This is a genomic window from Desulfococcus multivorans (genome assembly GCF_001854245.1).
Lineage (GTDB): Bacteria > Desulfobacterota > Desulfobacteria > Desulfobacterales > Desulfococcaceae > Desulfococcus > Desulfococcus multivorans.
In genome coordinates this window covers 1,843,718-1,869,543 of sequence record NZ_CP015381.1, presented here as the reverse complement: position 1 = coordinate 1,869,543, position 25,826 = coordinate 1,843,718, and the positions used below count along the sequence as shown (strand labels likewise).

Annotated in this window: 27 protein-coding genes and 1 pseudogene; 5 read left to right on the top strand and 23 right to left on the bottom strand. The window is 54.7% G+C overall.

Translation table 11 applies throughout. From position 1 onward, the window contains the following. Nucleotides 1–91: 91 nt before the first annotated feature. The 21 genes and pseudogenes from aroH to dmul_RS08015 all read right to left on the bottom strand — a co-directional run bounded on the left by aroH (nucleotide 92) and on the right by dmul_RS08015 (nucleotide 19,541). Nucleotides 92–583: a chorismate mutase gene (gene aroH, locus dmul_RS08115; RefSeq protein WP_020875598.1), complete on the bottom strand. Its 492-nt coding sequence runs from the start codon at nucleotides 581–583 to the stop codon at nucleotides 92–94. 19 nt (nucleotides 584–602) lie between these two features. Beyond that, complete coding sequence (locus tag dmul_RS08110; protein ID WP_020875597.1) at nucleotides 603–1,151, bottom strand: bacterioferritin; 549 nt, start codon at nucleotides 1,149–1,151, stop codon at nucleotides 603–605. 95 nt (nucleotides 1,152–1,246) lie between these two features. Next, nucleotides 1,247–1,486 (bottom strand): hypothetical protein, encoded by a 240-nt coding sequence (locus dmul_RS08105; protein WP_020875596.1) that lies wholly within the window; start codon nucleotides 1,484–1,486, stop codon nucleotides 1,247–1,249. A 102-nt stretch (nucleotides 1,487–1,588) separates the two neighbouring features. After that, a complete protein-coding gene (locus dmul_RS08100; protein ID WP_020875595.1) occupies nucleotides 1,589–2,140 on the bottom strand; it encodes a DUF1523 family protein in 552 nt (183 codons plus the stop codon). A gap of 254 nt (nucleotides 2,141–2,394) precedes the next feature. Then, complete coding sequence (locus dmul_RS08095; protein ID WP_020875594.1) at nucleotides 2,395–2,766, bottom strand: YkgJ family cysteine cluster protein; 372 nt, start codon at nucleotides 2,764–2,766, stop codon at nucleotides 2,395–2,397. Between the two features lie 87 nt (nucleotides 2,767–2,853). After that, on the bottom strand, nucleotides 2,854–3,687 hold the full coding sequence (locus tag dmul_RS08090; protein WP_020875593.1) for a CvfB family protein: 834 nt from the start codon (nucleotides 3,685–3,687) through the stop codon (nucleotides 2,854–2,856). A gap of 9 nt (nucleotides 3,688–3,696) precedes the next feature. Further along, nucleotides 3,697–4,761 carry a histidinol-phosphate transaminase gene (hisC, locus tag dmul_RS08085; RefSeq protein WP_020875592.1) on the bottom strand — a complete coding sequence of 355 codons (1,065 nt, stop codon included), beginning with the start codon at nucleotides 4,759–4,761 and terminating at the stop codon, nucleotides 3,697–3,699. A gap of 177 nt (nucleotides 4,762–4,938) precedes the next feature. Further along, nucleotides 4,939–5,742 carry a sugar phosphate isomerase/epimerase family protein gene (locus tag dmul_RS08080; RefSeq protein WP_200809281.1) on the bottom strand — a complete coding sequence of 268 codons (804 nt, stop codon included), beginning with the start codon at nucleotides 5,740–5,742 and terminating at the stop codon, nucleotides 4,939–4,941. 67 nt (nucleotides 5,743–5,809) lie between these two features. Further along, entirely contained in the window at nucleotides 5,810–6,367 is a 558-nt protein-coding gene (locus dmul_RS08075) for an isochorismatase family protein (protein WP_020875590.1), read from the bottom strand. A 118-nt stretch (nucleotides 6,368–6,485) separates the two neighbouring features. Then, nucleotides 6,486–7,541, bottom strand: coding sequence for a zinc-dependent alcohol dehydrogenase family protein (locus dmul_RS08070; RefSeq protein ID WP_020875589.1), 1,056 nt, complete (start codon nucleotides 7,539–7,541; stop codon nucleotides 6,486–6,488). 57 nt (nucleotides 7,542–7,598) lie between these two features. Further along, the gene (locus dmul_RS08065; protein WP_020875588.1) at nucleotides 7,599–7,964 is read right to left on the bottom strand and encodes a hypothetical protein; all 366 of its coding nucleotides are present in this window, start codon (nucleotides 7,962–7,964) and stop codon (nucleotides 7,599–7,601) included. 281 nt (nucleotides 7,965–8,245) lie between these two features. Continuing rightward, on the bottom strand, nucleotides 8,246–9,970 hold the full coding sequence (locus dmul_RS08055; RefSeq protein WP_020875586.1) for a Na/Pi cotransporter family protein: 1,725 nt from the start codon (nucleotides 9,968–9,970) through the stop codon (nucleotides 8,246–8,248). A 121-nt stretch (nucleotides 9,971–10,091) separates the two neighbouring features. Further along, nucleotides 10,092–11,156, bottom strand: a complete 1,065-nt coding sequence (gene trpD / locus dmul_RS08050; RefSeq protein ID WP_020875585.1) for an anthranilate phosphoribosyltransferase — start codon at nucleotides 11,154–11,156, stop codon at nucleotides 10,092–10,094. Nucleotides 11,157–11,240: 84 nt separating this feature from the next. Continuing rightward, nucleotides 11,241–12,197 carry an arabinose dehydrogenase gene (locus dmul_RS08045; protein WP_020875584.1) on the bottom strand — a complete coding sequence of 319 codons (957 nt, stop codon included), beginning with the start codon at nucleotides 12,195–12,197 and terminating at the stop codon, nucleotides 11,241–11,243. 415 nt (nucleotides 12,198–12,612) lie between these two features. Further along, on the bottom strand, nucleotides 12,613–13,101 hold the full coding sequence (locus tag dmul_RS08040) for a DUF5658 family protein (protein WP_020875583.1): 489 nt from the start codon (nucleotides 13,099–13,101) through the stop codon (nucleotides 12,613–12,615). Between the two features lie 48 nt (nucleotides 13,102–13,149). Next, nucleotides 13,150–13,908, bottom strand: coding sequence for a dienelactone hydrolase family protein (locus dmul_RS08035; RefSeq protein WP_020875582.1), 759 nt, complete (start codon nucleotides 13,906–13,908; stop codon nucleotides 13,150–13,152). 254 nt (nucleotides 13,909–14,162) lie between these two features. Next, on the bottom strand, nucleotides 14,163–14,852 hold the full coding sequence (locus dmul_RS08030; protein ID WP_020875581.1) for an NUDIX hydrolase: 690 nt from the start codon (nucleotides 14,850–14,852) through the stop codon (nucleotides 14,163–14,165). Nucleotides 14,853–14,862: 10 nt separating this feature from the next. Then, on the bottom strand, nucleotides 14,863–15,936 hold the full coding sequence (locus dmul_RS08025) for a calcium/sodium antiporter (RefSeq protein ID WP_020875580.1): 1,074 nt from the start codon (nucleotides 15,934–15,936) through the stop codon (nucleotides 14,863–14,865). Nucleotides 15,937–15,954: 18 nt separating this feature from the next. Beyond that, nucleotides 15,955–16,089, bottom strand: a pseudogene (locus tag dmul_RS21270) (TraR/DksA C4-type zinc finger protein); the annotation flags it as partial. A gap of 79 nt (nucleotides 16,090–16,168) precedes the next feature. Then, nucleotides 16,169–17,551, bottom strand: coding sequence for an MBL fold metallo-hydrolase (locus tag dmul_RS08020; RefSeq protein WP_020875579.1), 1,383 nt, complete (start codon nucleotides 17,549–17,551; stop codon nucleotides 16,169–16,171). A 235-nt stretch (nucleotides 17,552–17,786) separates the two neighbouring features. Further along, the gene (locus tag dmul_RS08015) at nucleotides 17,787–19,541 is read right to left on the bottom strand and encodes a transporter substrate-binding domain-containing protein (RefSeq protein WP_201764195.1); all 1,755 of its coding nucleotides are present in this window, start codon (nucleotides 19,539–19,541) and stop codon (nucleotides 17,787–17,789) included. 793 nt (nucleotides 19,542–20,334) lie between these two features. On the opposite strand from dmul_RS08015, the gene dmul_RS21065 reads away from it, so the two are divergent. The 3 genes from dmul_RS21065 to dmul_RS08005 all read left to right on the top strand — a co-directional run bounded on the left by dmul_RS21065 (nucleotide 20,335) and on the right by dmul_RS08005 (nucleotide 22,749). Beyond that, nucleotides 20,335–20,466: a hypothetical protein gene (locus dmul_RS21065; protein WP_257785906.1), complete on the top strand. Its 132-nt coding sequence runs from the start codon at nucleotides 20,335–20,337 to the stop codon at nucleotides 20,464–20,466. A 21-nt stretch (nucleotides 20,467–20,487) separates the two neighbouring features. Next, a complete protein-coding gene (locus dmul_RS08010) occupies nucleotides 20,488–21,780 on the top strand; it encodes a phosphate porin (protein WP_020875577.1) in 1,293 nt (430 codons plus the stop codon). 111 nt (nucleotides 21,781–21,891) lie between these two features. Then, entirely contained in the window at nucleotides 21,892–22,749 is an 858-nt protein-coding gene (locus dmul_RS08005) for an amino acid kinase family protein (protein WP_020875576.1), read from the top strand. 107 nt (nucleotides 22,750–22,856) lie between these two features. On the opposite strand, the gene dmul_RS08000 is transcribed toward dmul_RS08005, so the two are convergent. Beyond that, nucleotides 22,857–23,075 (bottom strand): hypothetical protein, encoded by a 219-nt coding sequence (locus tag dmul_RS08000; RefSeq protein WP_020875575.1) that lies wholly within the window; start codon nucleotides 23,073–23,075, stop codon nucleotides 22,857–22,859. Nucleotides 23,076–23,138: 63 nt separating this feature from the next. On the opposite strand from dmul_RS08000, the gene dmul_RS07995 reads away from it, so the two are divergent. Continuing rightward, entirely contained in the window at nucleotides 23,139–23,516 is a 378-nt protein-coding gene (locus tag dmul_RS07995) for a PadR family transcriptional regulator (RefSeq protein WP_020875574.1), read from the top strand. Here the strand turns inward: dmul_RS07995 and dmul_RS07990 are convergent. Further along, entirely contained in the window at nucleotides 23,503–24,279 is a 777-nt protein-coding gene (locus tag dmul_RS07990) for a hypothetical protein (RefSeq protein WP_020875573.1), read from the bottom strand. The genes dmul_RS07995 and dmul_RS07990 overlap by 14 nt on opposite strands. 550 nt (nucleotides 24,280–24,829) lie before the next feature. On the opposite strand from dmul_RS07990, the gene wtpA reads away from it, so the two are divergent. Continuing rightward, on the top strand, nucleotides 24,830–25,813 hold the full coding sequence (gene wtpA / locus dmul_RS07985; RefSeq protein ID WP_020875572.1) for a tungstate ABC transporter substrate-binding protein WtpA: 984 nt from the start codon (nucleotides 24,830–24,832) through the stop codon (nucleotides 25,811–25,813). Nucleotides 25,814–25,826 lie beyond the last annotated feature (13 nt).

Below are 25,826 nucleotides of genomic sequence, written 5' to 3'. Positions count from 1 at the left end.
CAGGCCTCGGGGCCGAATCTCTTCCGACAGGTTATGAACGGTGTCTGTCGGTGGACGGCGCCCATCCGGTGTTTCGACCGAAGCGTTTCCGCTACCGGCCGCCTTGAGGATCAAACTTCAGTTGAGCTAAATCCACGTTTTTAAGAACCTCTTCGATCTCCTCCCGGGGAATTTCAGGCAGGCTTTTCCGGTCGGGTCGCAGCTGTCGAGCCCCCCTGAGATAAACATGTACAATATCCTTCGCCTGAGTGCGGGTGTTCCAATGGATCAGAACACGAATGCACCGGGGGAGGCTGTTCGGCACCGTCATCTCGTGACCGCACAACAGCGCTACATCATACCATCCCAACTGCCGGGCGGCCAACGCCGGATAAGTGGCGTTCAAATCCGTCGTGGTTGTGAAATAGGCGCTGGCGACATCCTCCGGTTTCATGTCGTTGGCGCGGATGATGAGAAACAGCATCTCCCGGGCCGCCGCAAGAATGGCCTCGTCGGTGTTTTCAGTGACGGTGACGGCGCCGCGGGCACCGCGGCACACCATCGGCCCGCGCTCTTCCGGGAGACGCTGTTCATCCAAATTCATCGGCTCTCCCTCGTGAGGACTATTCACCACTGCCCGCTACGGCAAAGCCTTTGGGGGTCAGCCCGGTGGAGGAAGGTGTCCCGGCGATTTGGGCGAGGTATATATCCCCCAATTTCTGAATATGTTCATTGACGCTGTCAAAATAATTGTAGTGGGTCTGCTCTTCGTCAATGATGGTTTCAAAAAGTTTTACACTGATGCTGTCCCCGTTTTCCCGGCATACCAGGAGAAACTGATTGTAGACATCGATGGTGTCGTCCTCCAGTTCGGCGTCAAAGGGGAAAACCGTTTGGACCGGTTGACCTTTCTCCACCGTGCCCTCGTAGGTCGTGACCGGTTCACCCCCCAGTTCCTTGATGCGCTCCGCGAAATTTTCAGCGTGCCGCATCTCGTCGATGGCGATCAGCTTGATTTTGGCGGCCATGTCGCCGTAATCCATGTCATCCAGATTATAGTGCTGGTTCATATACTGATGGATGGCCAGAAGCTCCATGCCCCGCGCCTTGTTCAACACTTCGATGACCTTGTTTCTTCGATCTTCTTTCGTGTTTTTGATCGCTTTCGCCATTATCGATCTCCTTTGTGGGAATGTTGAGGTTTGATGTTTTCTCCATATTTAAATCAATATACGCCAAAATGCAAAAAATCGATGAAAAAAGGGATTCATCCGTCGCCGTTTGTCGCGGCCTCGTAGCCTTCCGGTGTCAGGAAAGCGACGGTCTTCGTTTCGTTGATGTCGACCAGACCCTCCTGGAACAGCGCCTTGAGGGCGGCGAGCGTATCGCCCGGCGACAGGGGCAGGGCCGCCACGATGTCGCTGATATCCAGGATGCCGGGGGGGCCTTTCAAGTCCCACTCCCTGGCGAGAAGCGCCAGAACCTTGTGGCTGTTGGATTCGGACATGGGGTTCTCCCAATGAATTTTTGTATAATGTGATGCGCTCCGGGTCGCTCTATCTGCCGTCTGAGTGCGGATCGCAGACCCGAAAGCGACATTTCACATTGATCAGGGGATACGATTCCGGTTGAAAAAGAGTCTGAGCTTGCGATAGGCCAGAGCCCCTGAAATGAGGAGCGCGATAATAAAAACAATATTGAATACAGGATAATGTGTATAATCTTTTTCCACCGTCTTCAGGCTCACGGCATTGGGAAACATGGAAAAAATCCGGACACGCCAGCCATAGTAGGTGATCCGGACAAAGGGTTTCGCGGGGTCGGTTGCGAAGGACTGGGCCTGGGCCGTAAGATCCGCGCTGTCAAATTTGAAATACGGCGGCCACCCCCAGCCCGTATCCTCATTCCGGAACACCATGATCTTGCCGTCTCTGGACAAGGCGTTGATAAAGCGAACGTCATGGGTCCGGACAAGGGGTCCTTTCCCGGGATCGCCGGTTTGAGGGGTCACGCCTCCGGTGCCGGCGCTGTCCGCCCGTTTCACATCCGTTCCCGTGATCTGAACGACCGCGGTTCGGGGCAAATTGTAATGAAGAAACAGGGCAATCACCACGACAGCGGCAACGCCGGCTACGATCTTGACTTTCTGCATGGCACCCATGGCAACTCCTTTGTCAATGAGGAAGCGAATATCGGGTTTTTTTACTCAACGTTCGACTTTCACAGGCCGGTGCCGGGAGGATACGGCACCGCTTTCCGGTCACCACACGAAAGTCGACAGTTGAATTTTTTACATCTCGGTGTAAGCGTGTCCCCCAGTTATGATATTTCCAGTATCTATCTGAAAGTGCCGGTTCTCTATACAGGTGGTTGCCGCATTGGCACATTTTGCTGCCGAGAAAGAATGTGCCGATATTACGCCGGCTCTCGAATACCGGAGCATTCGTCCTTTGGGGGACGATTCCGATAACGGTCCCAGAACGGAAAGGTGCGGCACTGCATCGGCCGGACCGGATAGATGCGGCAGCGAGCCTTGGGTGTCATCTCCAGAAAAACACATTGGAACCCTGTCCCGACCTGCCGTTCACCAATCGAAAGCCTGTTGTCAACCCGGCGGATACAGGCCTCCATGAAATCAATGGGATTGGCGCCCAAAAAGCGAATGATGGATTGAATCTCCCGTTGGTTGACCCAGATATATCCGGAATCTCCCCTGCAGCACCGCCCCCCGCAGTCGGCGCAGGCCCCAGGATCGAACCCGAAATCAAAGCCGCTTTTCAACATCATATCAGTGGTCGTCTCTGTCTTCATTTCGGGTCGATGTGTTTACAGACCGTCCATTTCCAGACGGTTTCCCTGGGCGTGCCGCAAACCTCAGGCATCCTTCAGGCGAATACCGTCATCCCGGATCTCAATGACGCCTTTTTTGTAGAGTCCCCCGATGGTTCGCTTGAATTCCTTTTTGCTCATGGCAAAGAGCCTCTCGATCTTCTCGGGGGTGCTCCGGTCATGACAGGCGATGAAGCCGCCCGATCGTCTCAAGGCATCCATGATCTTCCGGCTCGATCCGGACACTGAACCATATCCCGGCGGTTTCAGGGAAAGGTCCACCTTGCCGTTCTCCCGGATCCGATTGATGTAGGCGACGCGCTCGTCGCCGATGGTCAACGGCTCGTAGGTTTCACTTCGGTAGAGGAGCCCCGTGTAGCGTTGATCGACAACGGCCATGATACCGATCCGGGTAAGGCTGTAAACCAGAATCCGCACCCGCTGTCCACGGACCAGGTCTCCGGGCGGCGGCTCACAGTTCGCCGCGATCCGGGTAGTACCGTAGACGCGGTTCGTCCGGGCGTCGAGGCAGACCTTGACGACATACTTCCGACCGACCTTCATTCGCGCCTGTTGCTCGCTCCTGGGGACAAGAAGGTCCTTTTCGAGCCCCCAGTCCACGAAGGTACCGAAGGGCACCGTCGACCTCGCCTCGAGAAAGGCGAATTCCCCCACGATCGCACGGGGCGCCAGGGTTGTGGCTATCGGTCGATCCTCGGAGTCGGTGTAGACGAAAACCCTCAGACGGTCCCCTACCTTCACATTTTCCGGAACGTATTTGGACGGCAGTAAAACCTCTTCCGCTTTAGGGTTGAGATAAAGACCGAAATCGACCTTTCTCTCCACGATGAGTTCGTTGTATCTGCCGATCTTGAGCATGTATCCTTCCTACCGATCTTCCAAAATATGTATCAACGCCTGAGAGAGTTGAACAGTCTCCTCGTCGGTGCCGATGGAAATCCTGATGAACTGATCGATGCGATGCCCCTGGAAGTGTCGCACCAGGATACCCTTCTCCCGCAGGCGGCCGGCCAGGACTGCGGCATCCCATTTCGGGTGGCGGGCGAAAACAAAGTTGGCGGCTGACGGCAGAACCGTAAACCCCATACCCCGGAGGGCCGCCGTCAGCGCCTCCCGTGTACGGATCACGGTCTGTCGGGTCCTGTCGAAATGGTCCTGATCTTCCATTGCCGCCACGGCGCCGGCGATGGCAAAACGGTCCAGCGGGTAGGAGTTGAAGCTGTTCTTGATCCTTTCCAGAGCTTCGATGAGCTCCGGGGATCCAACGGCAAACCCGACCCGAAGACCCGCCAGGGACCGGGACTTGGAGAGCGTCTGAATCACCAGAAGATTGGGATATCGCGCCACCAACGGAACGGCGGTTTCTCCGCCGAAATCGATATAGGCCTCGTCCACCACCACCACGGATGTAGTATTCCGAATCAAAAAGGCCTCGATAACGGAAAGCGGCATAAGCCGCCCCGTGGGTGCATTGGGGTTGGCGAAGACGACGCCGCCGTTGGGTCTCAGATAATCCTCGAGATCGATGTCGAAATCATCGGTCAAGGGAACGGTCTCATACGTGATCCCATAAAGCCCGCAGTAGACCGGATAAAAGCTGTAGGTGATGTCCGGAAACAGGAGGGGATCAGCGTGCTTCAACAAGCCCTGGAAAGCGTGGGCCAGGGCCTCGTCCGAACCGTTGGCCGCAAACACCTGGTTGGGATGAACGCCGTAATACGCGGCCACCGCTTCCTTGAGCCTATCGGCATTGGGATCGGGATAGAGGCGCAGCGTATCCGCCGCCTCGGTCCGGAGGGCCTCCAGAACCCTGGGCGAAGGTCCGTAGGGGTTCTCATTGGTATTCAATTTGATCAGGTTCGGAACCTTGGGCTGCTCCCCGGGAACATAGGGTTTGAGCTCCCGAACGGTTTTGCTCCAGAAACGACTCATGATGCCTTCAGCGATAAAGGGGTTGAAGATCTTGCCGGGATCGGCGGGGATTTCGAATACGCATGACCCCCGGCGATTCAAAAAATTTTATAATAACAAACTCAGTCTAAAAAAGCAATGTTCCAGAAACCGGACACCGCTATCCGCTCACCATCATGAAAGTCGAAAGTTGAAGATTTAAGAAAACAGACGTTCCAAGGCTTTTCGACTCTCCACCAGGGTAGTCCGATCCGGATCGAATATTTCAAGCGTCACGGTGCCGTCGTAACCGGAGCGTCTCAAGGCTTCGGCTGTCGCATTGAAGTCCAGGCTCCCCTGCCCCACCGGCAGGTGTTCATCCCGACGGCCGTTGTTGTCGCTGATGTGCAGATGGTGAATACGGTCGGCAAATGTCTTGATGAATTCCAGAATTCGCGGCATGCCGTCTTCGCCGATATGGGCGTGGCCGATGTCGAGGGTCATGGCCAGCTCCGGAAATCGTTCAAACACATCGCCGAAAACTTCCGGCGTGCTGAAAGGAGAGATTTTAGGAAACAGGTTTTCAAGGCAAAGCTGAACGCCGAAGGACTTTCCCGCGCTTACAATGCGCTCCAGGCTGTCCAGAGCATGTTCCCGCCAGAGTTCCGGTACATGGATGGAAAGACCGTTCATATAACTGGGATGAAGAACGGCTTTAGCGGCACCAAGCTCGGCGGCAAGCGCCAGGGAGGCCGTGGTCTCCTCCACCGAAACGCGGCGAAGGCTTTCGGTCAGGTCGGCCGTGGACAGGAATGTGGGGAGATGACAGACGATACCCATGCCATATCGATCAAGGGCCTCGCGAACAGCGGCCTGCTCCCGACGCACCTGGGTATGATGGGCCAGAGGGGGATCCATGGCCAGTTCAAGGTAGTCGAACCCGAGACGACCGAAGACGGCTATCTCTTCCAGAACAGGTTTTACCGGAAAATTAGTGGCACCGTATTGCATCGATGTTGTCAAAACCTCTCATGTGCCCGCCTTGAAACGTTCGACGGGGTTGGGGGCGAGTATTCGTTTTTGCGGCCCGTTATTTGACGATGGGGAGGATTCTCCGGAAAGTGTCCGTATTGGAGCGGTGCGCCCACTGAAAAATAACGGTTTCAGCCGAACTGATCACCGCGCCCGCCTGCCGCAATATATTGACGGCGATATCCCGGTTTTCGGTTGTTCGGGAGGCCACGGCATCAGCGGCGAGATGCACCTGAAAGCCTGCGTTTATCAGGTCCAGGGACGTCTGAAGAACGCATACATGCGTTTCCATGCCGACCACCACGATCTTGCGACGATGAAATCCGTGAATGGTTGACAGGAAGTCCGGTTCCAGACACGCGCTGAAAGCCTCTTTCTGAAACACCATGGGCGTTTTGATTTTCCGGATGACTTCCGGAATGGTTCCGCCGAGCCCTTTTCGGTATTGCTCCGTCAGCAGAACAGGAACGTGGACAATCTGGGCGATCTCTATCAGCCGGATGACCTCGCGGGCGATCTTTTCCCATGAGGAAATCACATTGAGCATTGCCTGTTGAAAATCGATGATCAAGAGCAGACTGTCTTCATGGGTCGCCACCAGGTCGTGTCGAATCAAAATAATGACCTCCTATCCAGTTTTTCCGCATTCACGAAATCCCGCAAATGCCGTATGCATGTCTTCCCCGCATGGAACCCGGTGACCGACGCGGCATCCCAGTCGCCGGAACATTTCTTCAAGAGCCGGATCCCTCCGCCACATCGATCTGGAGAACCTTCGCTCCCCGAATTCTCCTCGTTCTGAGCTCCATCAGGGCCTGGTTGACACCTGCCAGGGGGAATACCTGCACCTCGGGCCGAAGCGCCATTTCCGCAGCCAGGGAAAGAGATTCCACAACATCCCTGCGGGTCACGTTGGCCACGCTCTTGATCTCCTTTTCCATCCAGAGATGAGTGGGATAGTCCAGCGATAAGAGACGATCCTGATCGCCTTTTTCTTTTCCAATGGCGTTGATAACGAGACGCCCACCGGGGGCGAGATGCTTCAACGCTTCCAGCACCGGAAACCAGGCGGGTGTGGTATCGATGATCGCGTCTGGAGGCTCCGGAGGCGCAGCCGCCGTATCTCCGACCCATGACGCCCCAAGTTCCAGAGCAAAGCTCCGCTGACGCTCGCTCCTTGCGAAAACAAAAACCTTCACGTGGGGATACCGGTACCGGACCATCTTGAGGACGATGTGGCCTGATGCGCCGAATCCGGTCAGCCCCAGAATTCGAAGGTTTTCGGGGCCCGCCAGCATCAGGGACCGGTATCCCACGGCCCCCGCACACAGGAGCGGCGCCGCCGCAATATCTGAAAGATCCTCGGGAATTCGGCAGGCAAATGCCTCGGGCACCGTCATATACTCGGCGTAGCCACCGTTTACGTCCCTGCCGGTGGCCCTGAAATTCCGGCACAGATTCTCGAGGCCCGACCGACAGTACCGGCATGTGCCGCACGCGGAATGAATCCAGGCCACGCCGACCCGGTCCCCGGGACGATAGCGACCGGCGCCGTGTCCGATCGCCGCCACCCGACCGACGACCTGGTGCCCCAACACGACAGGCAGAACAGGGGGAGGCGTGCGGCCCTCGATTTCGTCCAACTCCGTATGGCAGACCCCGCAGGCGGAAACCCGGATAAGGATCTCTCCGGCAGCGGGATCGGGAACCGGCAGTTCCGCCGGTTTCAGGGGCGCCGGATTTTCCCTGAGATCGACCAGCTGTTCCAGCAGCATTGCTTTCATCATCATGGCGCTTCTCCCATCAGCCCTGTTCCGTATCGCTTTTTTCGGTGCCCTGCCGCCCCGTCAGTCCGTCGGGTCTTCAAAGATCGTGTAACGAATCTCCCCGTTTACTTTGCAGGCCCTTGCCAGCGCCATGTGTCGCAACGTTACGAAATTGTCACGAAATTCCGCTTCAGAGATGGCGAGTTCGCCGCAGATTTGCGCCTGGCTCAAAGGGCCGCGCACCTTGATGGTTTTCAGTATTTTTTCCTGAAGGGGCGTCAGCCGCATATCCTGGGATGCCGTTCTCGTCGCGCTGTAAACGGCCCACGGGTCACAGGCTTTGGGGGCCGTCATGACATCCATGTAACAATCCTCGCACAGTTTGCTGCCGGCATGGTCATAGGTATCCTCGGGCGTCATTTCAGCCCCGCATTTTTCACATTTCATGACATTCCTCCATCACTCGATGTCCGTCACAAATTTGAGTATACCGCTTTTCCCTGCCTGAAACCTACTGGAACGAAACGCGTTTTTCAAGACAGAAATCCCCGACAGGCAAATAAACACAGTCTTATCCGCCGGCGCGACGAAACCCCCGATGGGTCCCACGGCCGTAAGCATGACCATCACCGCAAGAATAACGGCTGCAGCCATGGGGGAGAATGGATTATCCTCATTTATACAGCCCTTCAGGCCGCCTCCCGGCATGCCGATATGGTGAGGCAACCTCAAGCGAGCGTCTCCCGGGGCTTCATCTTTTCAGCATCCATGGTCTCTTTCATGTCCATGGCCCGGTCGAAGTCATGGACCTGGTCCTGGGTCAGAAGCAGGTCCTTCATGCTGTATAGCTGCATCCGACAGGATTGCGTGAAAAGTCGATTGACGAGGAGAAGGGAGGCGATTTCCATCTCGTGAATCTTCTGATCGGCCACCGCTTTTTGGGTGTTTCGGATGAATCCCTCGTCGGCCTCCTCGATCAGGGTATAAATTTTCAACAGGCTTCGATACATTTCCTCGCGGTCGGTCATGGAAAGAATGCGGAACATACCGTGGTAGAGTTCGACGAGCCGCTTGCGGAACAGCTTGTACTGGGCGTTGAGATAGGGATTTTCCGAGGCGTCGAATTCTTCCATATTCAACCGGATGCCCTTGAAATTCTTGATGGAATTCATGATATTGCGCGAGGCGTAGATCACTCGTTCCAGTTCCTTGGCTTCGGACTCGTGAAGCTTCTGGGCCTGAACCTTCGAATAGAAGGTGAATATGGCGGCGTGGAGCAGCTTGATGTTCTCGTAGAGCTCATCCAGGGTGTACTTCCGCTTCTCGTTTTTTTCAAAGGGGGTGTCCTCGTCGAACACCAGTTTTTCGTCGATCTGGAGCAGCCGGAGATTGTATAGCTGGCACTCCTGCAGGAGATGGCCGACCTCTTTCCTGAGGGCGGCATCGGCGGCATCGGTGACCTCCGCCGGGGTCTTGTCGAGATATTCGGTAAGAATCGTCTTGTAATCGGGATACAGTCGGATGAGCGCCCGGGAAAGCAGCCCTACAAAAGGAAAGAAGATGATGACCCCCAACAGATTGAACAGGGTATGAAAAAGGGCCAACGCCGTCAGGCTGTCGGCACCGACGTCCACCAGTACCCCGATGAACCGGATCAGCCCCGGCAGATTGAAAAAGGCCACCGCCCCGGTCACGGCATTGAAAACCAGGTGGCTCAGCGCCACCCGTTTCTTGGCCTGCACGCCCCCAATCGCGCCCAGAAGAACGGTGATGGTCGTCCCGATATTGGCGCCGATGACCATTGCGGCTCCGATGTCGAAGCTGATCAGCCGGCTGTGCAGTGCCGTAAGTACGATTGCGACAGCAGCGGCGCTGGCCTGCATGAGGGCCGTTGCCATAGCGCCGGCCAGAAGATAGAACCACGGCCCGTAGTCGGGGATTTGGGTCAGGCTGAAGGTCTGGGCGAAATTCTCGACGCTGCCTTTCATGTAGTCGAGACCGAGAAACAGAAACCCGAACCCGATGACCAGACGGCTGACGAAGAACAGCCGGGTTGCAGGCCTGAAAAAAATCAGGCCAACGGCCCCCATCCCGATAAACGGGAGGGCGAAACTCTCGATACTGACCTGAAATCCGACGGTGGCGACGATCCACGCCGTCAAAGTCGTCCCGATATTGGACCCCATGATGACCCCGATGGCGTTCTCCATGCGCATGACCCCTGCGCCGACAAAGGCCAGAACCATCAGCGAGACGGCCGAGCTGCTCTGCAAAAGGGCCGTCACCAAAAGGCCGCTCCCGATGGATCGCAGTCGGCCGTTGGTGTACATCCGGATAATCCGCCGGAACGCTCTGCCGGACAGGGACCTCACAGACTCTTCGATGAGGAGTATCCCGAACAGGAATATCCCCAGGCCCGCCGCCAATTTCCACACGTCCAAATTCGTCGTCATCACCGCCTCTATGCGCCCAATGCCCCCGATGAACCGGAGAATCCGTTCACGCTTACGGAAGGATACCGCTTGCCGGAAAAGAGGGTAAGCGAAAAGGGACTCAAAATCAATCCTCTCGTTGCTATCCCTGCTGGTATGCGATCAGCCGTTCCATCTTGTCACGGGCCTTTCCCTCGGCAAGGGCCTGCCTGGCCATCTCCGTTCCCTGGCGGTAGCTCTCGGCCGCCCCGGCAATATAGAGGGCGGCGGCGGCGTTCATGCAGAAGAAATCGGCTTCGGGCGTATCATACGCTCCCTGGAGGACCGCTTGGATTCGCCGGGCGTTTTCGTAGGCGGTCCGGCTGCTGGCAATGGCCGATATGGGAACCTGGCGGAGACCGAAGTCCTCCGGCGTGACCTCGTATACCTCGACAGCGCCGTTTTTGAGCTCCACGACGCGGGTGGCGCCGCTCAGGGAGAACTCGTCCATCCCCCGCTCCCTGGAGTTGCCCTCGGCCATGCCGAAGGGTGCCAGGGCGCTTTGCATGCCGATTTCCCGAAGTACGGCGATCAACTGATCACAGACGGCCGGGCTGTAAGCGCCGATGACGATAGCACGGGTCTGTCCGCAAGGCCGCGTCAGGGGACCGATGATGTTAAAGACGGAGGTAAACCTCATGGAGCGGATCAGCCGGGCCCAGCCCGATTTGAGGAAGGCCTCCCCCGACAGATAGCAGATGCCGTGGCGTTCGAGGCACTGTTGTGCTTTCATGAGGGGTGTGTTGAGGTCGATCCCCAGGATCTCCAGAATGTCCGACGCGCCGGAAACCCCCGTGACCAGACGTGCACCCTTCTTGGCGACGGCCAGGCCGCATCCGGCGGCGATGACGGCCGCAGGCGTGGAGCAGTTGACGGTTTTGACGGCATCGGAGCCGGTGCCCACGATGTCCACTATCGGGCCGTCCACGGACACCTCGATCTTTGCAGTATCGTATCGGTCCAGGGCATCCCAGGCGCCGGAAAGCTCCTCGATGGTGGGTCCCCGTGCAATATGGGCCATCAGGAACGCCCCCTGCTGGAGCTCCGGCTGTTCGTTCAGGATAATCTGGCGGTAAATCTCCCGCGTCTCTTCACGGCTCAGACACTCTCCCGCCGCCACCCGGCAGATCTGGCGGCCGAACTGTCGCAACTCGATCTCTGACGTCATGACATACCTCGCTTTTCCCACGGACGGGCTGAAGTCCGGCAATGGAAACCGGGCATTTTCGGTGGCCCATCGTCCAGAGGGGATTCAAAAGTCAACAATGGTTTTCAACGCGAGACCATCGGCAACGGCAGGCAGCACCACGGGAACGGACGCCAGTGGAATCCGCGCTTCGATCAGCAGTTCCACCACATCCCTGAAATCGTCCAATATGCCGAGGGCGCTCGTCATCTGGGCACGCGTGCATCCATATGCCCCGCTCACCCGGAGCTGCCGGTAATGAATTTCGTTGAGAAGGGCAGCCGGTACGCGCCGGTCGTCGGTCAGGCCGCTGAACAGACAGAAACGGCCGCCGAAATCAAGGCGGGTCATTCCTTCGATGAAGGTTTCCGTCGAAGGCGCCGCGTTGATCACCACGTCATAGCGTTTCTGTTCACAAGGCAGCGCACCGATTCTCCGCCGGAAAGACTCGGTCCGCTGAAGCTTCTCCGGTCGGATCTCCTTCAAAAACGGCCGGCCGCCGCCGGCCTTCACGGCCATCGCCAGGAGCAGTCCCACAGGCCCGGCACCGTAAATGAGGACATTTTCATCAGGTGCCATGTCGGCCTGTTGGAGGGCGTTGACCGCACACGCCAGGGGCTCCGCGAGGACGGCGATGGATCCGGGAAGATCACCCGGTATCTCCAGAAGGCTTGAGTCGGGCACACGGACATACTCGGCAAACCCGCCGTCTTCGTGAAAGCCGATAATGCGCATCTCCCGGCACAGGTTCTCCGCACCCGTCCGACAGGGTTCGCAGCAGCCGCAGGATCTGCCCGGCCATACCACCGCGCGGCGGCCCGTTTTTTCCGAAATGCCGCAGATCTCGTGCCCCGGAATCCTCGGCAGCAAAAGATCCCGGTGGCCGATCCGCCACATCTTGGCGTCGGTCCTGCAGACGGCGCAATGGGTCACTTTAAGCACTGTTTCATCCTTGCCCGCCCTGGGCAGAGGAATTTCCGCCATCGCCAATTTACCGATCTTCTCCAATCTCAGCGCTTTCAAGACATCATCCCTTTCATCGAAGCCTATCGGTTAACATGTCCTCATGCCGCTGCTTCAAACACAATACCCGGCCGTCATGCCTCGGCAGGACAAACAGGACCTCTCCTAACGCAAAGCATCGAAAAGCGCAAAACAAAATATTTCTTGACCTGAACTTTCACGTGCACGGCATCGTCCAGGTTTTGACTCAACTTTCGACTTTCGTGACAATGGCTGGGGAGAGGTGGCGGGGGGCGTACGACCTGTCGGAAAACGTTCAGTACGAATCAGGGGATATGAGCCGGACCGTCGGGAGAAGGTTGGGGCGGTTGGCGATGCTCCGGGTGATCAACGGTATCTCGAGGGTCGCGGCATGAACACCGATGAAGGCTGATGTCGAAATCCGCCGCATTGGATTTTCGTCAGACACGATGCCTTATATCACGATTCGAATGACGAGGTACAGCTCCCAGGCGACCACCAGCGCGAACAACACCGCAAAATAGTTGAGCAGTTGCCGACCGTTCAGTCGTTGCCGCCACATAAAGGCATAATTGAGCAGCAGAACGATCACCACCGACGTCACCGTCAACCCGTATTTGACCCATATGAAAACATGTTCATTGATGTTAATGACATATGCCATTATCGGGTTGATTTCCACGGCGCCGTGGCTCAGGAGAAACAACGTCAGGAACGCATCGATGACGCTCAGGATCAACACCGCGGTAAACGTCATACCGATGGATGTGCCGTAATGATCCAGAAAAAAAAATTTATGACGGTCTTCCTCCCGACGCAGCCGGCGCCGACGACGGTATATCAGAAGCGCCTTGAAGGACGGAACGCTTTGTTGTCTCCGATCACGGCCGGATCGTCGATCCTGTTTTCCGTCATATGGTGTTCCGTCGGGAACGCGATTCATGTCAAAGGCCTTTCATACCCACCGCCATACTCACGAATTCCGTTTTTTTTATCGATCCAGGGTCTCGCCAAGGAATTCCGTGAAGCGTCTCCATGACTTCCGGTCGGCATCCTCCCGGTATCGATCCGTATCGAAAACCGTAAAGGCATGGGGGGCACCCCCATAGGTGATCATTTCGTGGGGGACGGCTTTTTCTTCGAGTTCACGCGCCAGCGTCGCAAAATCGTTCATGTCAACGCTTTCGTCCGCCGTACCGTGCAAAATCAGCAGGCTCCCCCGCGTCTTTCCGTAATCCTGGCCTTCCGGGGTGCTCAATCCGCCGTGAAAGGAAACAAACCCTTTCACGGCGGCGCCTGATCTCGCAAACTCGAGCACAGCGGTTCCACCGAAACAATACCCCATGACAACGGCGTTATCCACGGCGGCACCCTTTGATTTCGCCGCCGCCATAGCGCCGTAAATCAAAGAGCGCATCCTGGTGCGATCCTGATAAAGATCTCCGGTGTGCCGACGCTTGTCTTCCAGTTCGGTCGGTCGCACGCCCGCACCGAAAAGATCCGCGGCGAAAACCGCGTATCCCAGTTCCCCCAACATTTCGGCACGTTTCATCTCGTAGCCGGTGAGGCCGTCCCAATCATGGATCAACAAGACAAACGGGGCCTTGGGAGCCGGCATGACAAGATAACCCTGGTAAGGCTTTCCGTCGACATCGTAGGGCACATTGACACCTTCGGCTGCGGCATCGGTCGTCATCGACATCAGCTGCACTACGAGGAGAGCTGATAGAATAGATTTTATGGCTTTCATGGGACCTCCTGCAAGAAAATTTCCGTTATCGTTTGATCCGCCATGCCTGCAGGCCGTTCTTCGGTATACCGGCCGGCCGGCGCATATGACTTTACCGGGAACACAGCTGATAAAGTAATGATCCTTGTGGGTATGGGCAAGACGGATCGAACGACGCGCCGTCGGGGCGACAGGGCCCCGGGACTGTATCTGCCCGCTTCGACAGCGCCGACGGAAAAACCCTTCGCCGATGTCAAGGGGCGTTATCGATTTCCCTATTGCCGGGCGAAATAGGGCTGTTCGTAGTGGGCGACACGCCGGTCGTTTCCGAGAATCGCCACCTCCCTGAACTGGTAAATCATCGCCGCCGTAGGAGCCGCGATCCAGTTCTCACCGATGGGCATCAGCAATACGGGATGATCGCTGTCAGCAATTTTCTGCAGGATAGGGGCATCAGTACGCATAAATTCCACCAGGGGAATACGATGAATCGAAGCGACCTCGTCGGGATTGGCCTTCAGCGCAATGTTCCTTCCACCCCACACCACCACGGGCTTTATCGTGAACCCGGATCGCGTGCTGTAGTCGTCCAGTCGCCCGAGAATCCGATCCTCATGGAGCCTGAGCCCCACCTCCTCCTCGAGCTCCCGCAACGCCGTCTCCTCCGGCCGCTCCCCCGTATCCATCCGTCCGCCGGGCAGTGCCCACTGCCCGGCGTGTTTTCTCAGCTTCAATGCCCGCCTCGTCAGGAGGACGGCGGCATCCCCAGGCTGAGCGTCACTCCGGAATCTCTCGCTCACATCGGCATCATCTCCGATGTCCACCACCGTGATCGCGACCGCAGCCTGATGGTAGCCTTTTTTGTCGTGGGTTTGCCGCGTGAACCGATCCAGATTCGCACGGATATGCGCCAACAGATCCTCGTCGCAAAAAAGAGACGCCGTCGATAAACCTTCGTTCGCCACGCTGAACACCTCACTTGTTTCTGCGGCGTATTTCCCCCACCACGATATTGAACAGGGTCACCACCGTCAACGGTATCACGAAATACAGCATGACGGCGCTGAAAGTCGGCAATGCGTCATGGTGGGTTGCAGCCATCACCAGGTAAGCGGTATAGGCCGCGTAGTACCCCAACAGCAGCAAGCCTTCCCGGCGGCTGATCACGCCGCCGGTAAAAAATATGGGAAGGCATGCAAACGCCACCGCGACCATGACCGGAATATCGAAGCGGATTACCGCAGGCGGCACTTCAATGCCGGCGGGGGCGAAGGCGCTCGTCAATCCAAGCACCGCCATGATGTTGAAGATGTTGCTGCCGACGACATTGCCGACAGCGATGTCCCGTTCGCCGCGAATGGCTGCGATGACCGAGGTCACCACCTCCGGAAGGGACGTACCGGCCGCGACAATGGTCAATCCGATCACCAGTTCGCTGACGCCGATATGCCGGGCAAAGGCCACGGCACTGTCCACCATCCACCGCGAGCCGAGCACCAGCATCGCAAAACCCGCGATAATCAGTATAACATTTTTAAGACGACTCCCGGCGGCCGCGTCTTCGATCCCGAACGCCTTTTCGTATTCCCCGCTCACCGCTGCGCTTTCCCGACGACTCTGACTGATCAGAAACGAGAGATATACAACAAGCCCCACTACCAGTATGAGCCCGTCAATGCGACCCAGGTTGTCGTCCAGCGAGAAGATCAGAACAATTATCGAGAGGGCCAGCATCAAAGGGACGTCGAGCCGAACCAACTGCTGGGACACCGCGAGCGGCGATATCAACGCCGAAATGCCGAGGATCAGGAGAACGTTGAGGATGTTGCTGCCGACAACATTGCCGAGGGCGATGCCGGTCTGTCCGGAAAAAGTGGATTTGAAGCTGACCGCGAGTTCGGGGGAGCTGGTGCCAAAGGCGACCACCGTGAGCCCGATGACCAACGGTGATACGCCAAATGCGGCCGCCAGACGGGAGGCACCCCTCACCAGGGCCTCCGCGCCCACGATCAGGAGTGCCAAGCCGGCGATGAACAACACTGTCTCCATGGTGAATCGATCCTTATGTCACTTCAACTGACTGTCTTTGCCGCCGAGTCGATTGCACCCGGGAAAACTCGTCCGACGCGCTTCCGGCTGCTTCCGGCAAACGATGCACAACCGAACGCCGGGAATCGCCTTTCGGCGAGCCCCCGGAATATCATCGCCGCCCCTTCACAATACCTCATGCTTTCACCGCAGGGCAATCGATGTCCGGCCCTTGGTCTTCGGGCTGGTCAGGCTATACCTCGAGTCGATAACCGGCATTCAGCCATGCGGTAAGTCCTCCAGCCAGGCTGTGGACATGGGAAAAGCCGTCCTGCTTGAGCCGACTGGCAACAATGTTGGATCGATAACCGGTGCCGCAAACCAAGGTCACCTCCTCGTCTTTCGGCATATCCAGGCCGGTTGCCAATATATCGGTCATGGGCACATGCACCGAAGCTGCGATATGACCCTGGGCTCTCTCATCCGGTGTTCGCACATCCACGACACGGCCCGAATTCCGATGGTCCAACTGCTGCTTGAGCGCCTGGGCGGATATCGGGGACAGGCTGTCGATAGGCATACCGTGAGAAATCCATGCCGACATGCCCCCGGAAAGATATCCATAAATATTATCATATCCGATTCGATGAAGTTCAGTGGTCATCAGGTCATATTTCTCTCGATCATCCACTACCAGCAACAGATTGTCCAACGGCTCGATAACCATGCCGATCCAGTTGGCCATCTGTTTTTCGAACCCGATGTTGATCGCGCCCGGAATATGAAAACCGCCAAAGGCAGCCGTATCCCGGGTGTCAATGACGGTGGCCCCTTGTCGGCGAATCCGATCGAATTGATCCGGATTGAGCGTCTGTTCCAACGGACATCGCTCAAGAAGCGGCGCGCCTTGAATATTGGTATTGATGATATGGGTGAAGCTTTTGGGCCGCACCGGAAAAGCCCCGGCAATCTGGTCGTGAAATGCATCGAAACCCGACAGTCGAAGCACCGGCTGAGTCAGACGTTCATAACCGAGCGTACTGCTTGCCTTGGCGCTCAGCCCCTTGCCGCACAGAGACCCTTGCCCGTGGGCCGGAAAGACCTCCAGGTAATCCGGCAGACGCTGCAGTTTCATGTAAAGGGAATCGTACAGGTTTTTGACCTGTTCCTCCAGAATCTCCGCGCCGGCGAGATCGGGCCGGCCTATGGAACCGACAAACAGAAGATCGCCTGTAAGAATCATCCACGGTGCATCCGCACGTGCCTTGTCGGTTACCAGAATGGAAATGGCGTTCGGTGTATGGCCGGGGGTATAAATGATCTCGAGCTTGACCATTCCGAATTCGATCACATCGCCTTCTTTCAGCTTTTTGTGATCAAACGTCACCGGTGCATGTTCGCTGAAATAAATATCCGCTCCGGTACGGGATTTCAATTCCTGGTTTCCACTGACATGATCGGCATGTACATGGGTTTCGATAATATGGGTAATCTTCATCCCTTCATCCCGGGAGATATCCATGTAGTCCTGGACATCCCGCTTGGGGTCCACAACCACCGCCTGCCGCGCTCCCGGACAGCCGATAACATAGGAATTGCAGCCCAATCCTGGAACGGTAATCTGTTTGAAATACATTTTTCAACTCCTTGTGTTCATTATTGGATTTAAGCGCCTGTTCACAAAAGACGCCATTTGGCTGAATCTACTGTACCTGCGCATTTTGTCGGGTTAATATATTGACACATAGCGGATAAAATTTCAAGACATCGCCAATAAAGGCCTGGTGAAGAATCGTTCCTTGTAGCTTGAACGAACGCCGGGAAATGAATGAAAACACCTGCCGATGGGATGACGCCCGAACGGGCCGGCGTCATTCCTCAGCCGGCGGCAAAGGGGCTGGGTCGGGACGCGCCGGATCGCTTTTTTCGATATCCGCATCCGCTTTCGAGAATTCCGGATACAGCTTGTTGAGGCAATCCGGGCAGATGCCGTGAGAAAAACTGGCGTCCGTGTGCCTGGAAACATAATGCTCAACCTGATCCCAGTATCCCTCATCGTCTCTGATCTTTTTGCAGTTGGCACAAATGGGAAGGATTCCCCGCAGCGTTTTCACCTCCGCCAATGCAGCGCGAAGCTCCCTGACGACCTTTTCGCGCTCCGCCTCGGCATTCCTGCGATCCGTGATGTCGATGATCAGCCCTTCGATTGCCCGAACGGTGTGCGCATCGTCATAAATGAACACGCCCTGCTCGAAAACCCACTTGGTCTTTCCGTCGGCGGTAATAATGCGGTACTCCATGTGAGCCGCTTTTCCCTCGGTCTCGGCATGCGTCCAGGTCTGCCAGATCCACTCCCGCTCTTCCGGCGAAATCAGGTCTGCATAGGCCAAAACGCGGTTATGGAGCAGGTCCTCGCTTCGATATCCGGTGAGTTGAAGACAGCCCTCGGAAATAAATTCCATCGTCCATTGAGGATCAAAACGGCATCGATAGGCGATCCCGGGAAGGTTGGCCAACAGTACGGACTTGCTGCGCTCGCTTTCGTTCAAGGCGATATTGATCTTTTTCAGACGATAATTCCAGTAGAAGGAAATCCCGATGAGCAGCGCCAATACCCCTGCGATACGCAGCACAAAGGCATAATCCATCGGACGGACGATCTTCACATTGACATGCCGGTTGACGATGGACTCACGTTCCTCGTGCGTGATAGTGGCAATAGCTCGGTTAATGATGTCGCGCAGCATCGGCTCGCTTTTCAAGATACCCATGCGCAGATGATTGCCATATGACTCGGGAGCCTGACCGGCGATTTTCAGGTTGAAAAAACCTTCCTTCCGTATCGTATATGCGGCAATGATCAGCGGACGAAGGGTCAGATCCGCTTTTCGATGGGACACCGCTTCAAAGACCTCGTTTTCGGTGGGCACATTGACGATGGTGAGATTCGGAAAATCCTCACGCACCCGCTCTTCCGTCGAGGTTCCGCTCGGAAGAACGACGGATTCATCGGTCAACTGAGCCGCGTTCGTGATGAAGGGATGCTCTTCGCGGGTGATAAACACGTTCGGATCCAGGAGCAGCGGTTCGGTGAAGATCAGCCATTGCTCCCGCTTGGGCGTCTGATTCAGAAAAGGCAGGATCAACACTTCACCCGCTTTTGACATCGCAACGGCTTCATCCCAATCCCGGGCAACCACATAGGTGAAACGGATCCCCAGCCGTGCTTCTATGAGGCCCATCAAATCCTTTGCGATGCCGGTGAAATTGCCTTTATCATCCATATATTCAAAGGGCATCCAGTCTGGATCCGGACAGACCGTAATAGGCCCCGATTCGGCGAGATAGGCTTGCTCTTCTGGCGTAAGAACCACCCGCGGAAGTGATTCCATGGGTGCCGTTCCAGCCGCCTTTTTCCCCGCTTCGGGCGAACCCGCACCCGACACGACAGGATTGTAGTCATGCCATGCCCACCAAAGACATGTCGCCAGAATCAGCATCGCAGCGATGCCATGCCCCCATCGAACCGCATGCCGCATCGGTCGACGAAAGCGTGGATGGAGAGTTCTCAAGGTCGTATCCAAAACCTGTCGCACTTTTTCACGCCTCAGCTCAAGTTTCTTCACTATGCCCCGCTGATATACGTCTAAAACGCTTGTGCCGATTCTTCTTGTCGTCGCAACAGGTCGGAAAAAGCATAGCGTAGACCACCTTTCCATGCTCCGGGGGCGACAGCATTCAAAGGCCTCGACACAATCCAATGCTGCGATCTGAGGTTAAGCCTACCCATATATCAGCGATCTTATCATGCCGTTCATGCCCCAGGTTAACAATGACGTCTATGCATCACCGATATACATCATGAGTATCTGCCGTCAAGGTCAATGCCGCTGATCAAGCCCGCAACTTGGCCGCCTCACCAAAATGTATTAATTGGAATTTATCATCTATTATTTTTTCAATACTACAATCTAATCGTTCAATAATTTCTTATATCCACTTATAATTACCTTTTATGACTTATACCCTTCTTGATTTAGGTTGACAATAACATGATGGGTAGCGTAACAAATCCCAATCCGTCACTATTTAATCTCGGTTATTTTAAACCGTTATAAGGTGTTTTTGAACCGTACAATCGGTTTTAATTGTTTCAGTGAAAAAAGTTTAGGTTACTACGTATAATATTTCAAAAAAACATCTATTTCCGGAAGAGGATAATCTTGAGAAAAGGAGATGCGCCATGTACAAACAGATACTCTTTATAGGTGCCTTCGCATATGGTGTCATGATCGCAGTTTTCAGCGTTGTCGCACCAACCGCGTAAGCCGCTTACCATCACATGAGAGAGATGGATTCGGATTACTTTTGTGACGGACGCAACCACAAAAATTACCCATGACCTGCTGCCCGGGATGAATGGGACAGTCCCCGGGGGCTCCGGACAACGACGGCCGGGTGGTGGATCCGACGGCGCAGCTGCGTATCTACTGGTCACTGAAGGAGTTGCAGGTGTTGATGGAGATCGGGATCGATCCTGAAAATACTTAGACGGGAAGGGAGGACAACGGCATGAAGGGAAAGTCAAATCTGATTGCGGTATTGACGGTTATATTGGCGGTCACTTTTTTCGCCACGGCGGTCAGAGCGGATCAGACCGAAAGACTGATCAAAATCCTGATCAAGAAAGGCATCATTACAAGTGAAGAAGCCGAATCCATAGCAAAGGAAATTGAGGCGGAGGAAGAACCATCAGCACCTGTAGCCAAGCAGGAAAAGCCGTCCGGTGACGAATGGACCCGGAACGTTGAGGTGGGCTACAAAAAAGGCGCCTATATCAAAACGACGGACGACCGCTATTCCCTGACCCTGAACGTTCGAACTCAAGGCCTGTTCAGTTATCGGGAACGGGAAGGTAAAGCGGACACGTCGACCTTCAGGGTGCGACGGGCGCGCGTTCTGGCCGGGGGCAACGTGTTTTATCCCTGGATGAAATACGGCACGCAAATCACTTTGGAAGGCGGTGACGCAGCCCTGCGGGATGCCTACATCGAAGCCGACTATTTTGACGCGGTTCAACCCAAGATCGGTCAGTACAAGCTCCCCTTTGACCGCGAATTCATGACATCGGCCTTCAACCTTCAGCTGATCGATCGGTCCATCGCCAGCAGCGAATTTTCCCTTCAGAGAGATATCGGTTTACAACTTTCCGGAAAATTTTTTCAGGACATGTTAACCTACCAGGCGGGCGTTTTCAACGGCAGCGGCGCCAATCAAAGCAATGTCGATCGTGATTTCATGTACATTGCCAGGTTGGTCCTGACCCCTTTGGGTCCCTATTCTTATTCGCAGGCTGCGCTGGATGCACCGGACACCCCGAAACTGGCCGTTGGTGTTGCAGGGGCGTATCTTCCCAACCTGGATCCCGGGGAAAGGAAAACACTGGCCGGCATACTGGGCGACACCGATGTCATGTCCGTGGAAAGCGATGTATATCAATTGACGGCGGATCTCGCGTTCAAGTATCAAAATGTTTCGGTGGAAGGCGGTTATCATTTCCGAAGCATCGATCCGGATGAAGCCACCCCCTTTGGAAAGGAAAGCGCTCAGGGCTTTTTTCTTCAGGGAGGCTATTTCGTCATTCCGAAGACGTTTGAGCTGGCGGCACGCTATGCTTACGTGGATCCGGATAATCCCGACAACAGCGGCGACAACGATGAACAGGAGTATACGGTCGGGCTGACCTACTATCTCAACGGTCACAACCTGAAACTCCAGGCCAATTATTCATTTTTGCAAACCGACACCGCGACCGACGATCAGGACGAACACATCGGGCAGGGAATGGTGACGCTTGCCTTCTGAACGGGGAACGAAGCAGCGTGAAAGACCGTAGACCTTTTATCGGGATCATGATATCGTTTTTCAAATCAGCTTCAACGCAATCTATTTTAACCGTTATGAAAGCAGATAAACGTGGCTAAATTGATAAAAGAGGAACCGGACAAGGGCAGGCTTCACATCGATTCGCCGTTGATGGGAGAGTCCCTGGTCAGCAAGAAACTGCTTGAACGCACCGAAGCTGCGGAATACTTCCGCATGCACCCGGATATCAACGTCATCAAAATCGGCGGGCAGAGCATCATGGACCGCGGCCGGACGGCGTTGCTCCCCATTTTGGACGTCCTGATAAAAGCCAAGGACAACCACAAGATACTGTTGATGACCGGCGGGGGAACCCGGGCGCGGCATGTCTATAATATTGGTGTCGACCTGGGCATGCCGACCGGGGTGCTGTCCAAACTGGGGGATAAGGTTTCCTGGCAAAACGCGGAAATGCTGTCGGTTCTGCTGGCAAAGCACGGCGGCGTCAAGATCGGCCATGGAGACAATCTGGAACAATTGACGATGTTTTGCCGATTGGGCTACATACCGATCACCTACGGCATCCCGCCTTACGGCTTTTTTGAACACCCGGCAGAATTTGGCTCGATTCCACCACACCGGACCGACTGCGGCGCATTTCTTCTGGCTGAAAATATCGGTGCGCGTTCCCTGATATTTCTCAAGGATGAAAAGGGCTTGTTCGATAAAGACCCGAAAAAGATCAACGAGTCCGAACGCGGAACCCTTGAATTCTTCAAACGGATATCCGCCCGGGAACTCATGGCGCTGGATCTGGACGACCTCATCGTCGAACGGCCTGTCCTGAGCCTGCTTCAGCGATCCAAATGTTTGAAGGAACTACAGATCATCGATGCATTGAGGCATCCTGAATATATACTGGATGCGCTTGAGGGAAAACACGTCGGCACCATCATTTACAAAGATTAGAAACGACAGACAACATCGGTCACATCATCTGCGCAGTTCCCTGATTCTGGGCATCCCGGACAACCGGATGCCCAGAATCATTTACACATTTCTCCATTTGCCAAATTTCAGTCCTGCCGGCCTTCACCGGTTTTCTGCCCCTGGCCGCCCTGCAGATAAATGATGTCAGCACCGGTCTCCCTGCTGATTTGATCAAGTTCAGTTTTGCGGATGTGGCTGACATAAACCTTGACATCCGAACCACTGACGCCAACGACTCGAAATCTTGGTTTTTTTTCACCCTTTTCGATTTTTCGTCTTTCGCGCACAAATATTTTTGTTGCCATGACACCCTCCCGGCTGATAAAAGATTATATGTTCTAAAAAATTAATATATCCTTAAAATACCTATGTCAAGAAAACAAAATACATCTGTTCATTTGGGTTCGAAAAAGACGGAACGGTATATACAGGCCTCTATATTGCTGTCCCTGAAAATCAAGCCGTCATACGGATACGAACTGATTCAGAAAATTTCCGTGTTCGGTTTTATAGAAGGTCAGGTGGCCCCTGGAATGATTTATCGTCATTTGAGGGAACTGGAAGAAAACGGGCTGGTGTTTTCGGAATGGGAAACGGATGGAGCCGGTCCGGCCAAAAGGGTTTACCAGCTCACATCCGAAGGTGTCGAAATCTTAAGCTTCTGGATTGATTATATGAAAAATCAAGCTCAAAAGCTTTTGCGGTTTGTCGAAATGTATGAAGAGATTAGCACTAAGCGGATTTGACCGTTTCGGTCTGCGTCAACGGTTTGTTTTTCATCGTTGAATGACCGTTTTTGATGCGCTTTCCGTCGATATTTGTCCAAATGGACTGCCCTTGAGGTCTGACGAGAAGCACAGGTCGATGACCGATCAGCCGCGGACGCAGCCAACCGTTAGTGATGACAATGTCACTGGGGACAGGAACTTTTGCATCCCGGTCAATCGACAGGGTTTCAATGCCGCTGTCTTTCAATTCGGATACGGTTGCCTGCGCAGGCCAGTCACGCAGATTTCTCAGCTCGATGAACCGCCCCGACCACCCCGAAAGGGTCAGCCCCACCGCCGCAACCGCACCGATAATACCATCATGGGTTCCGCCGTGACCCGAGAGATGGATATTCTTTGCAGTCTGAAGCGCCTGTTTCTGGGTGGATATCGTATGGGTGCAAGAACGGCCGTATTCAACGATATTTTCCAGATTCGAATCACATTCTGCCGCCACACACAAGCCGGGATCACTCCCCAAAGCGGCGTGACTTTCGATATGGGAAACGGCATCGGCGATCATCTGATCCAACATCGACAGGTCGGGTATTTCCACGATCATACATGCCGCACTGTTATGGGACGTGTACGGAATGGCGTCGCACACAAGAAGCTGTTGGCGCACGACGCCGATGCATTGAGATTCAACGGAAAGCTTTTGCTGAAACCATCTGACGAGCTTGCCCGTCCCATAAAGGGAATTGTGGGTATCCGTGTCATCAAAACCGAAATATGCTTTCATTCATACGACCTTTTAAATTTCAATAATCTTTTTAAGTTTCGACTTTCATGATGGTGACCGGCACCGGCCGATGAAAGTCGAAAGTCGAGTCATCTCTTTTAACGTTCAACCTGGCGTGCTTAAAACACCGAAAAGTGAGTTAGTATAGTTCAATATAGAGGTAAATTCAAACTGTATATCACGTATTCGAACAGAAACAATACCTATTGAGATTCTTCCCGAAGATCCCTTGATGCCGGGGGATCTGTCGCTCCTCGCGTTCTCACCATGATCTCTCGGGCTGATTTTTTGCAGACCACCAACATATCGACGATGGGTGGCATAGGAATATTGGGGCAATAAAAAAATTTTTTAAACAAAAAATCATGAAAATGCCCTGATATCAACCAATATTGACATCTATTCTTTTCCCGTGATAATGATATATAGATTAAAATGATGCTGTTTCATGATGCATGCCCCTTGAAACGTGAAAAGAATCCGAAAACCGGTCAAGGTGGCGGATTGACATTCCGATTTAACATCTAAAGGCCAATAAGGAGGTTCGAGCATGAAAAAAACAGCAACGATCACTATCCTGGTCTTTGCAGCGCTTTCCATTCTACCGTGGTCCCTGTGTAACGGCTTCGCCGAACCATCGGGAAATCTGGTCATATTTCATGCCGGAAGCCTTGCGCTTCCTTTTGAAACAATGGAAAAGGCTTTCGAGGCGAAATACCCGAAGGTTGACGTGCTGCGCGAAGCCGGCGGGAGTCAACAATGTGCGAGAAAGGTGACGGACCTCAAGAAACCCTGCGACATCATCGTCTCGGCGGATTATAAGGTCATCGACAAACTGCTCATCCCCGAGTACGCCGATATGAATATCCGTTTTGCCACCAACCAGATTGTGCTCTGCTATACGGACAAAAGCAGATACGCCAACGATATCAATGCCGAAAACTGGTACGATATCCTTCTTAAAAAGGATGTCGTATGGGGCCATTCAGATCCCGACCTCGATCCTTGCGGGTATCGATCCCTCATGGTACTCCAGCTCGCCGAAAAACACTACCAGGTGGATGGACTTTACGAGAAGATGATCGCCAACCGACCCAAAGAAAATATCCGTCCGAAATCGGTCGAACTCATCTCCCTTCTCCAGACGGGCAACATGGATTATGCATGGGAATACCTTTCCGTGGCGGTACAGCATGAGTTGAACTATATCGCTCTTCCCGACGAGATAAACCTTGGAAACTACCGTTATGACCATCTTTACCAGCAAGCGGTCGTCAAGGTCACGGGCAAGGAACCGGGTCAGTTCATGAACATCAAGGGAGAATCCGTTACATATGGGACCTGCATCATCAAGAACGCTCCGAACGCGGAAGCGGCGATCGCCTTCCTGGAATATCTGCTGAATCCGGAAGGGGGGCTCAAGATCCTCAAGGAGATGGGTCAACCGCCGTTTGTCCCCGGCAGAGTGCCAACACAAACGATGCAGGATCAACTTCCGAAGCGACTGCAGCCGCTGGTGGAAGTCAAACTCTGACGGAAGCCTGTTC

Bases quoted from the DNA above. Each gene is read 5' to 3' on its own strand.
- aroH (WP_020875598.1), bottom strand. From the start codon at position 583: ATGAATTTGGATGAACAGCGTCTCCCGGAAGAGCGCGGGCCGATGGTG.
- dmul_RS08110 (WP_020875597.1), bottom strand. From the start codon at position 1,151: ATGGCGAAAGCGATCAAAAACACGAAAGAAGATCGAAGAAACAAGGTC.
- dmul_RS08105 (WP_020875596.1), bottom strand. From the start codon at position 1,486: ATGTCCGAATCCAACAGCCACAAGGTTCTGGCGCTTCTCGCCAGGGAG.
- dmul_RS08100 (WP_020875595.1), bottom strand. From the start codon at position 2,140: ATGGGTGCCATGCAGAAAGTCAAGATCGTAGCCGGCGTTGCCGCTGTC.
- dmul_RS08095 (WP_020875594.1), bottom strand. From the start codon at position 2,766: ATGATGTTGAAAAGCGGCTTTGATTTCGGGTTCGATCCTGGGGCCTGC.
- dmul_RS08090 (WP_020875593.1), bottom strand. From the start codon at position 3,687: ATGCTCAAGATCGGCAGATACAACGAACTCATCGTGGAGAGAAAGGTC.
- hisC (WP_020875592.1), bottom strand. From the start codon at position 4,761: ATGAGTCGTTTCTGGAGCAAAACCGTTCGGGAGCTCAAACCCTATGTT.
- dmul_RS08070 (WP_020875589.1), bottom strand. From the start codon at position 7,541: ATGATGATGAAAGCAATGCTGCTGGAACAGCTGGTCGATCTCAGGGAA.
- dmul_RS08065 (WP_020875588.1), bottom strand. From the start codon at position 7,964: ATGAAATGTGAAAAATGCGGGGCTGAAATGACGCCCGAGGATACCTAT.
- dmul_RS08055 (WP_020875586.1), bottom strand. From the start codon at position 9,970: ATGACGACGAATTTGGACGTGTGGAAATTGGCGGCGGGCCTGGGGATA.
- trpD (WP_020875585.1), bottom strand. From the start codon at position 11,156: ATGACGTCAGAGATCGAGTTGCGACAGTTCGGCCGCCAGATCTGCCGG.
- dmul_RS08040 (WP_020875583.1), bottom strand. From the start codon at position 13,101: ATGAATCGCGTTCCCGACGGAACACCATATGACGGAAAACAGGATCGA.
- dmul_RS08035 (WP_020875582.1), bottom strand. From the start codon at position 13,908: ATGAAAGCCATAAAATCTATTCTATCAGCTCTCCTCGTAGTGCAGCTG.
- dmul_RS08025 (WP_020875580.1), bottom strand. From the start codon at position 15,936: ATGGAGACAGTGTTGTTCATCGCCGGCTTGGCACTCCTGATCGTGGGC.
- dmul_RS08020 (WP_020875579.1), bottom strand. From the start codon at position 17,551: ATGTATTTCAAACAGATTACCGTTCCAGGATTGGGCTGCAATTCCTAT.
- dmul_RS21065 (WP_257785906.1), top strand. From the start codon at position 20,335: ATGGGACAGTCCCCGGGGGCTCCGGACAACGACGGCCGGGTGGTGGAT.
- dmul_RS08010 (WP_020875577.1), top strand. From the start codon at position 20,488: ATGAAGGGAAAGTCAAATCTGATTGCGGTATTGACGGTTATATTGGCG.
- dmul_RS08000 (WP_020875575.1), bottom strand. From the start codon at position 23,075: ATGGCAACAAAAATATTTGTGCGCGAAAGACGAAAAATCGAAAAGGGT.
- dmul_RS07995 (WP_020875574.1), top strand. From the start codon at position 23,139: ATGTCAAGAAAACAAAATACATCTGTTCATTTGGGTTCGAAAAAGACG.
- dmul_RS07990 (WP_020875573.1), bottom strand. From the start codon at position 24,279: ATGAAAGCATATTTCGGTTTTGATGACACGGATACCCACAATTCCCTT.
- wtpA (WP_020875572.1), top strand. From the start codon at position 24,830: ATGAAAAAAACAGCAACGATCACTATCCTGGTCTTTGCAGCGCTTTCC.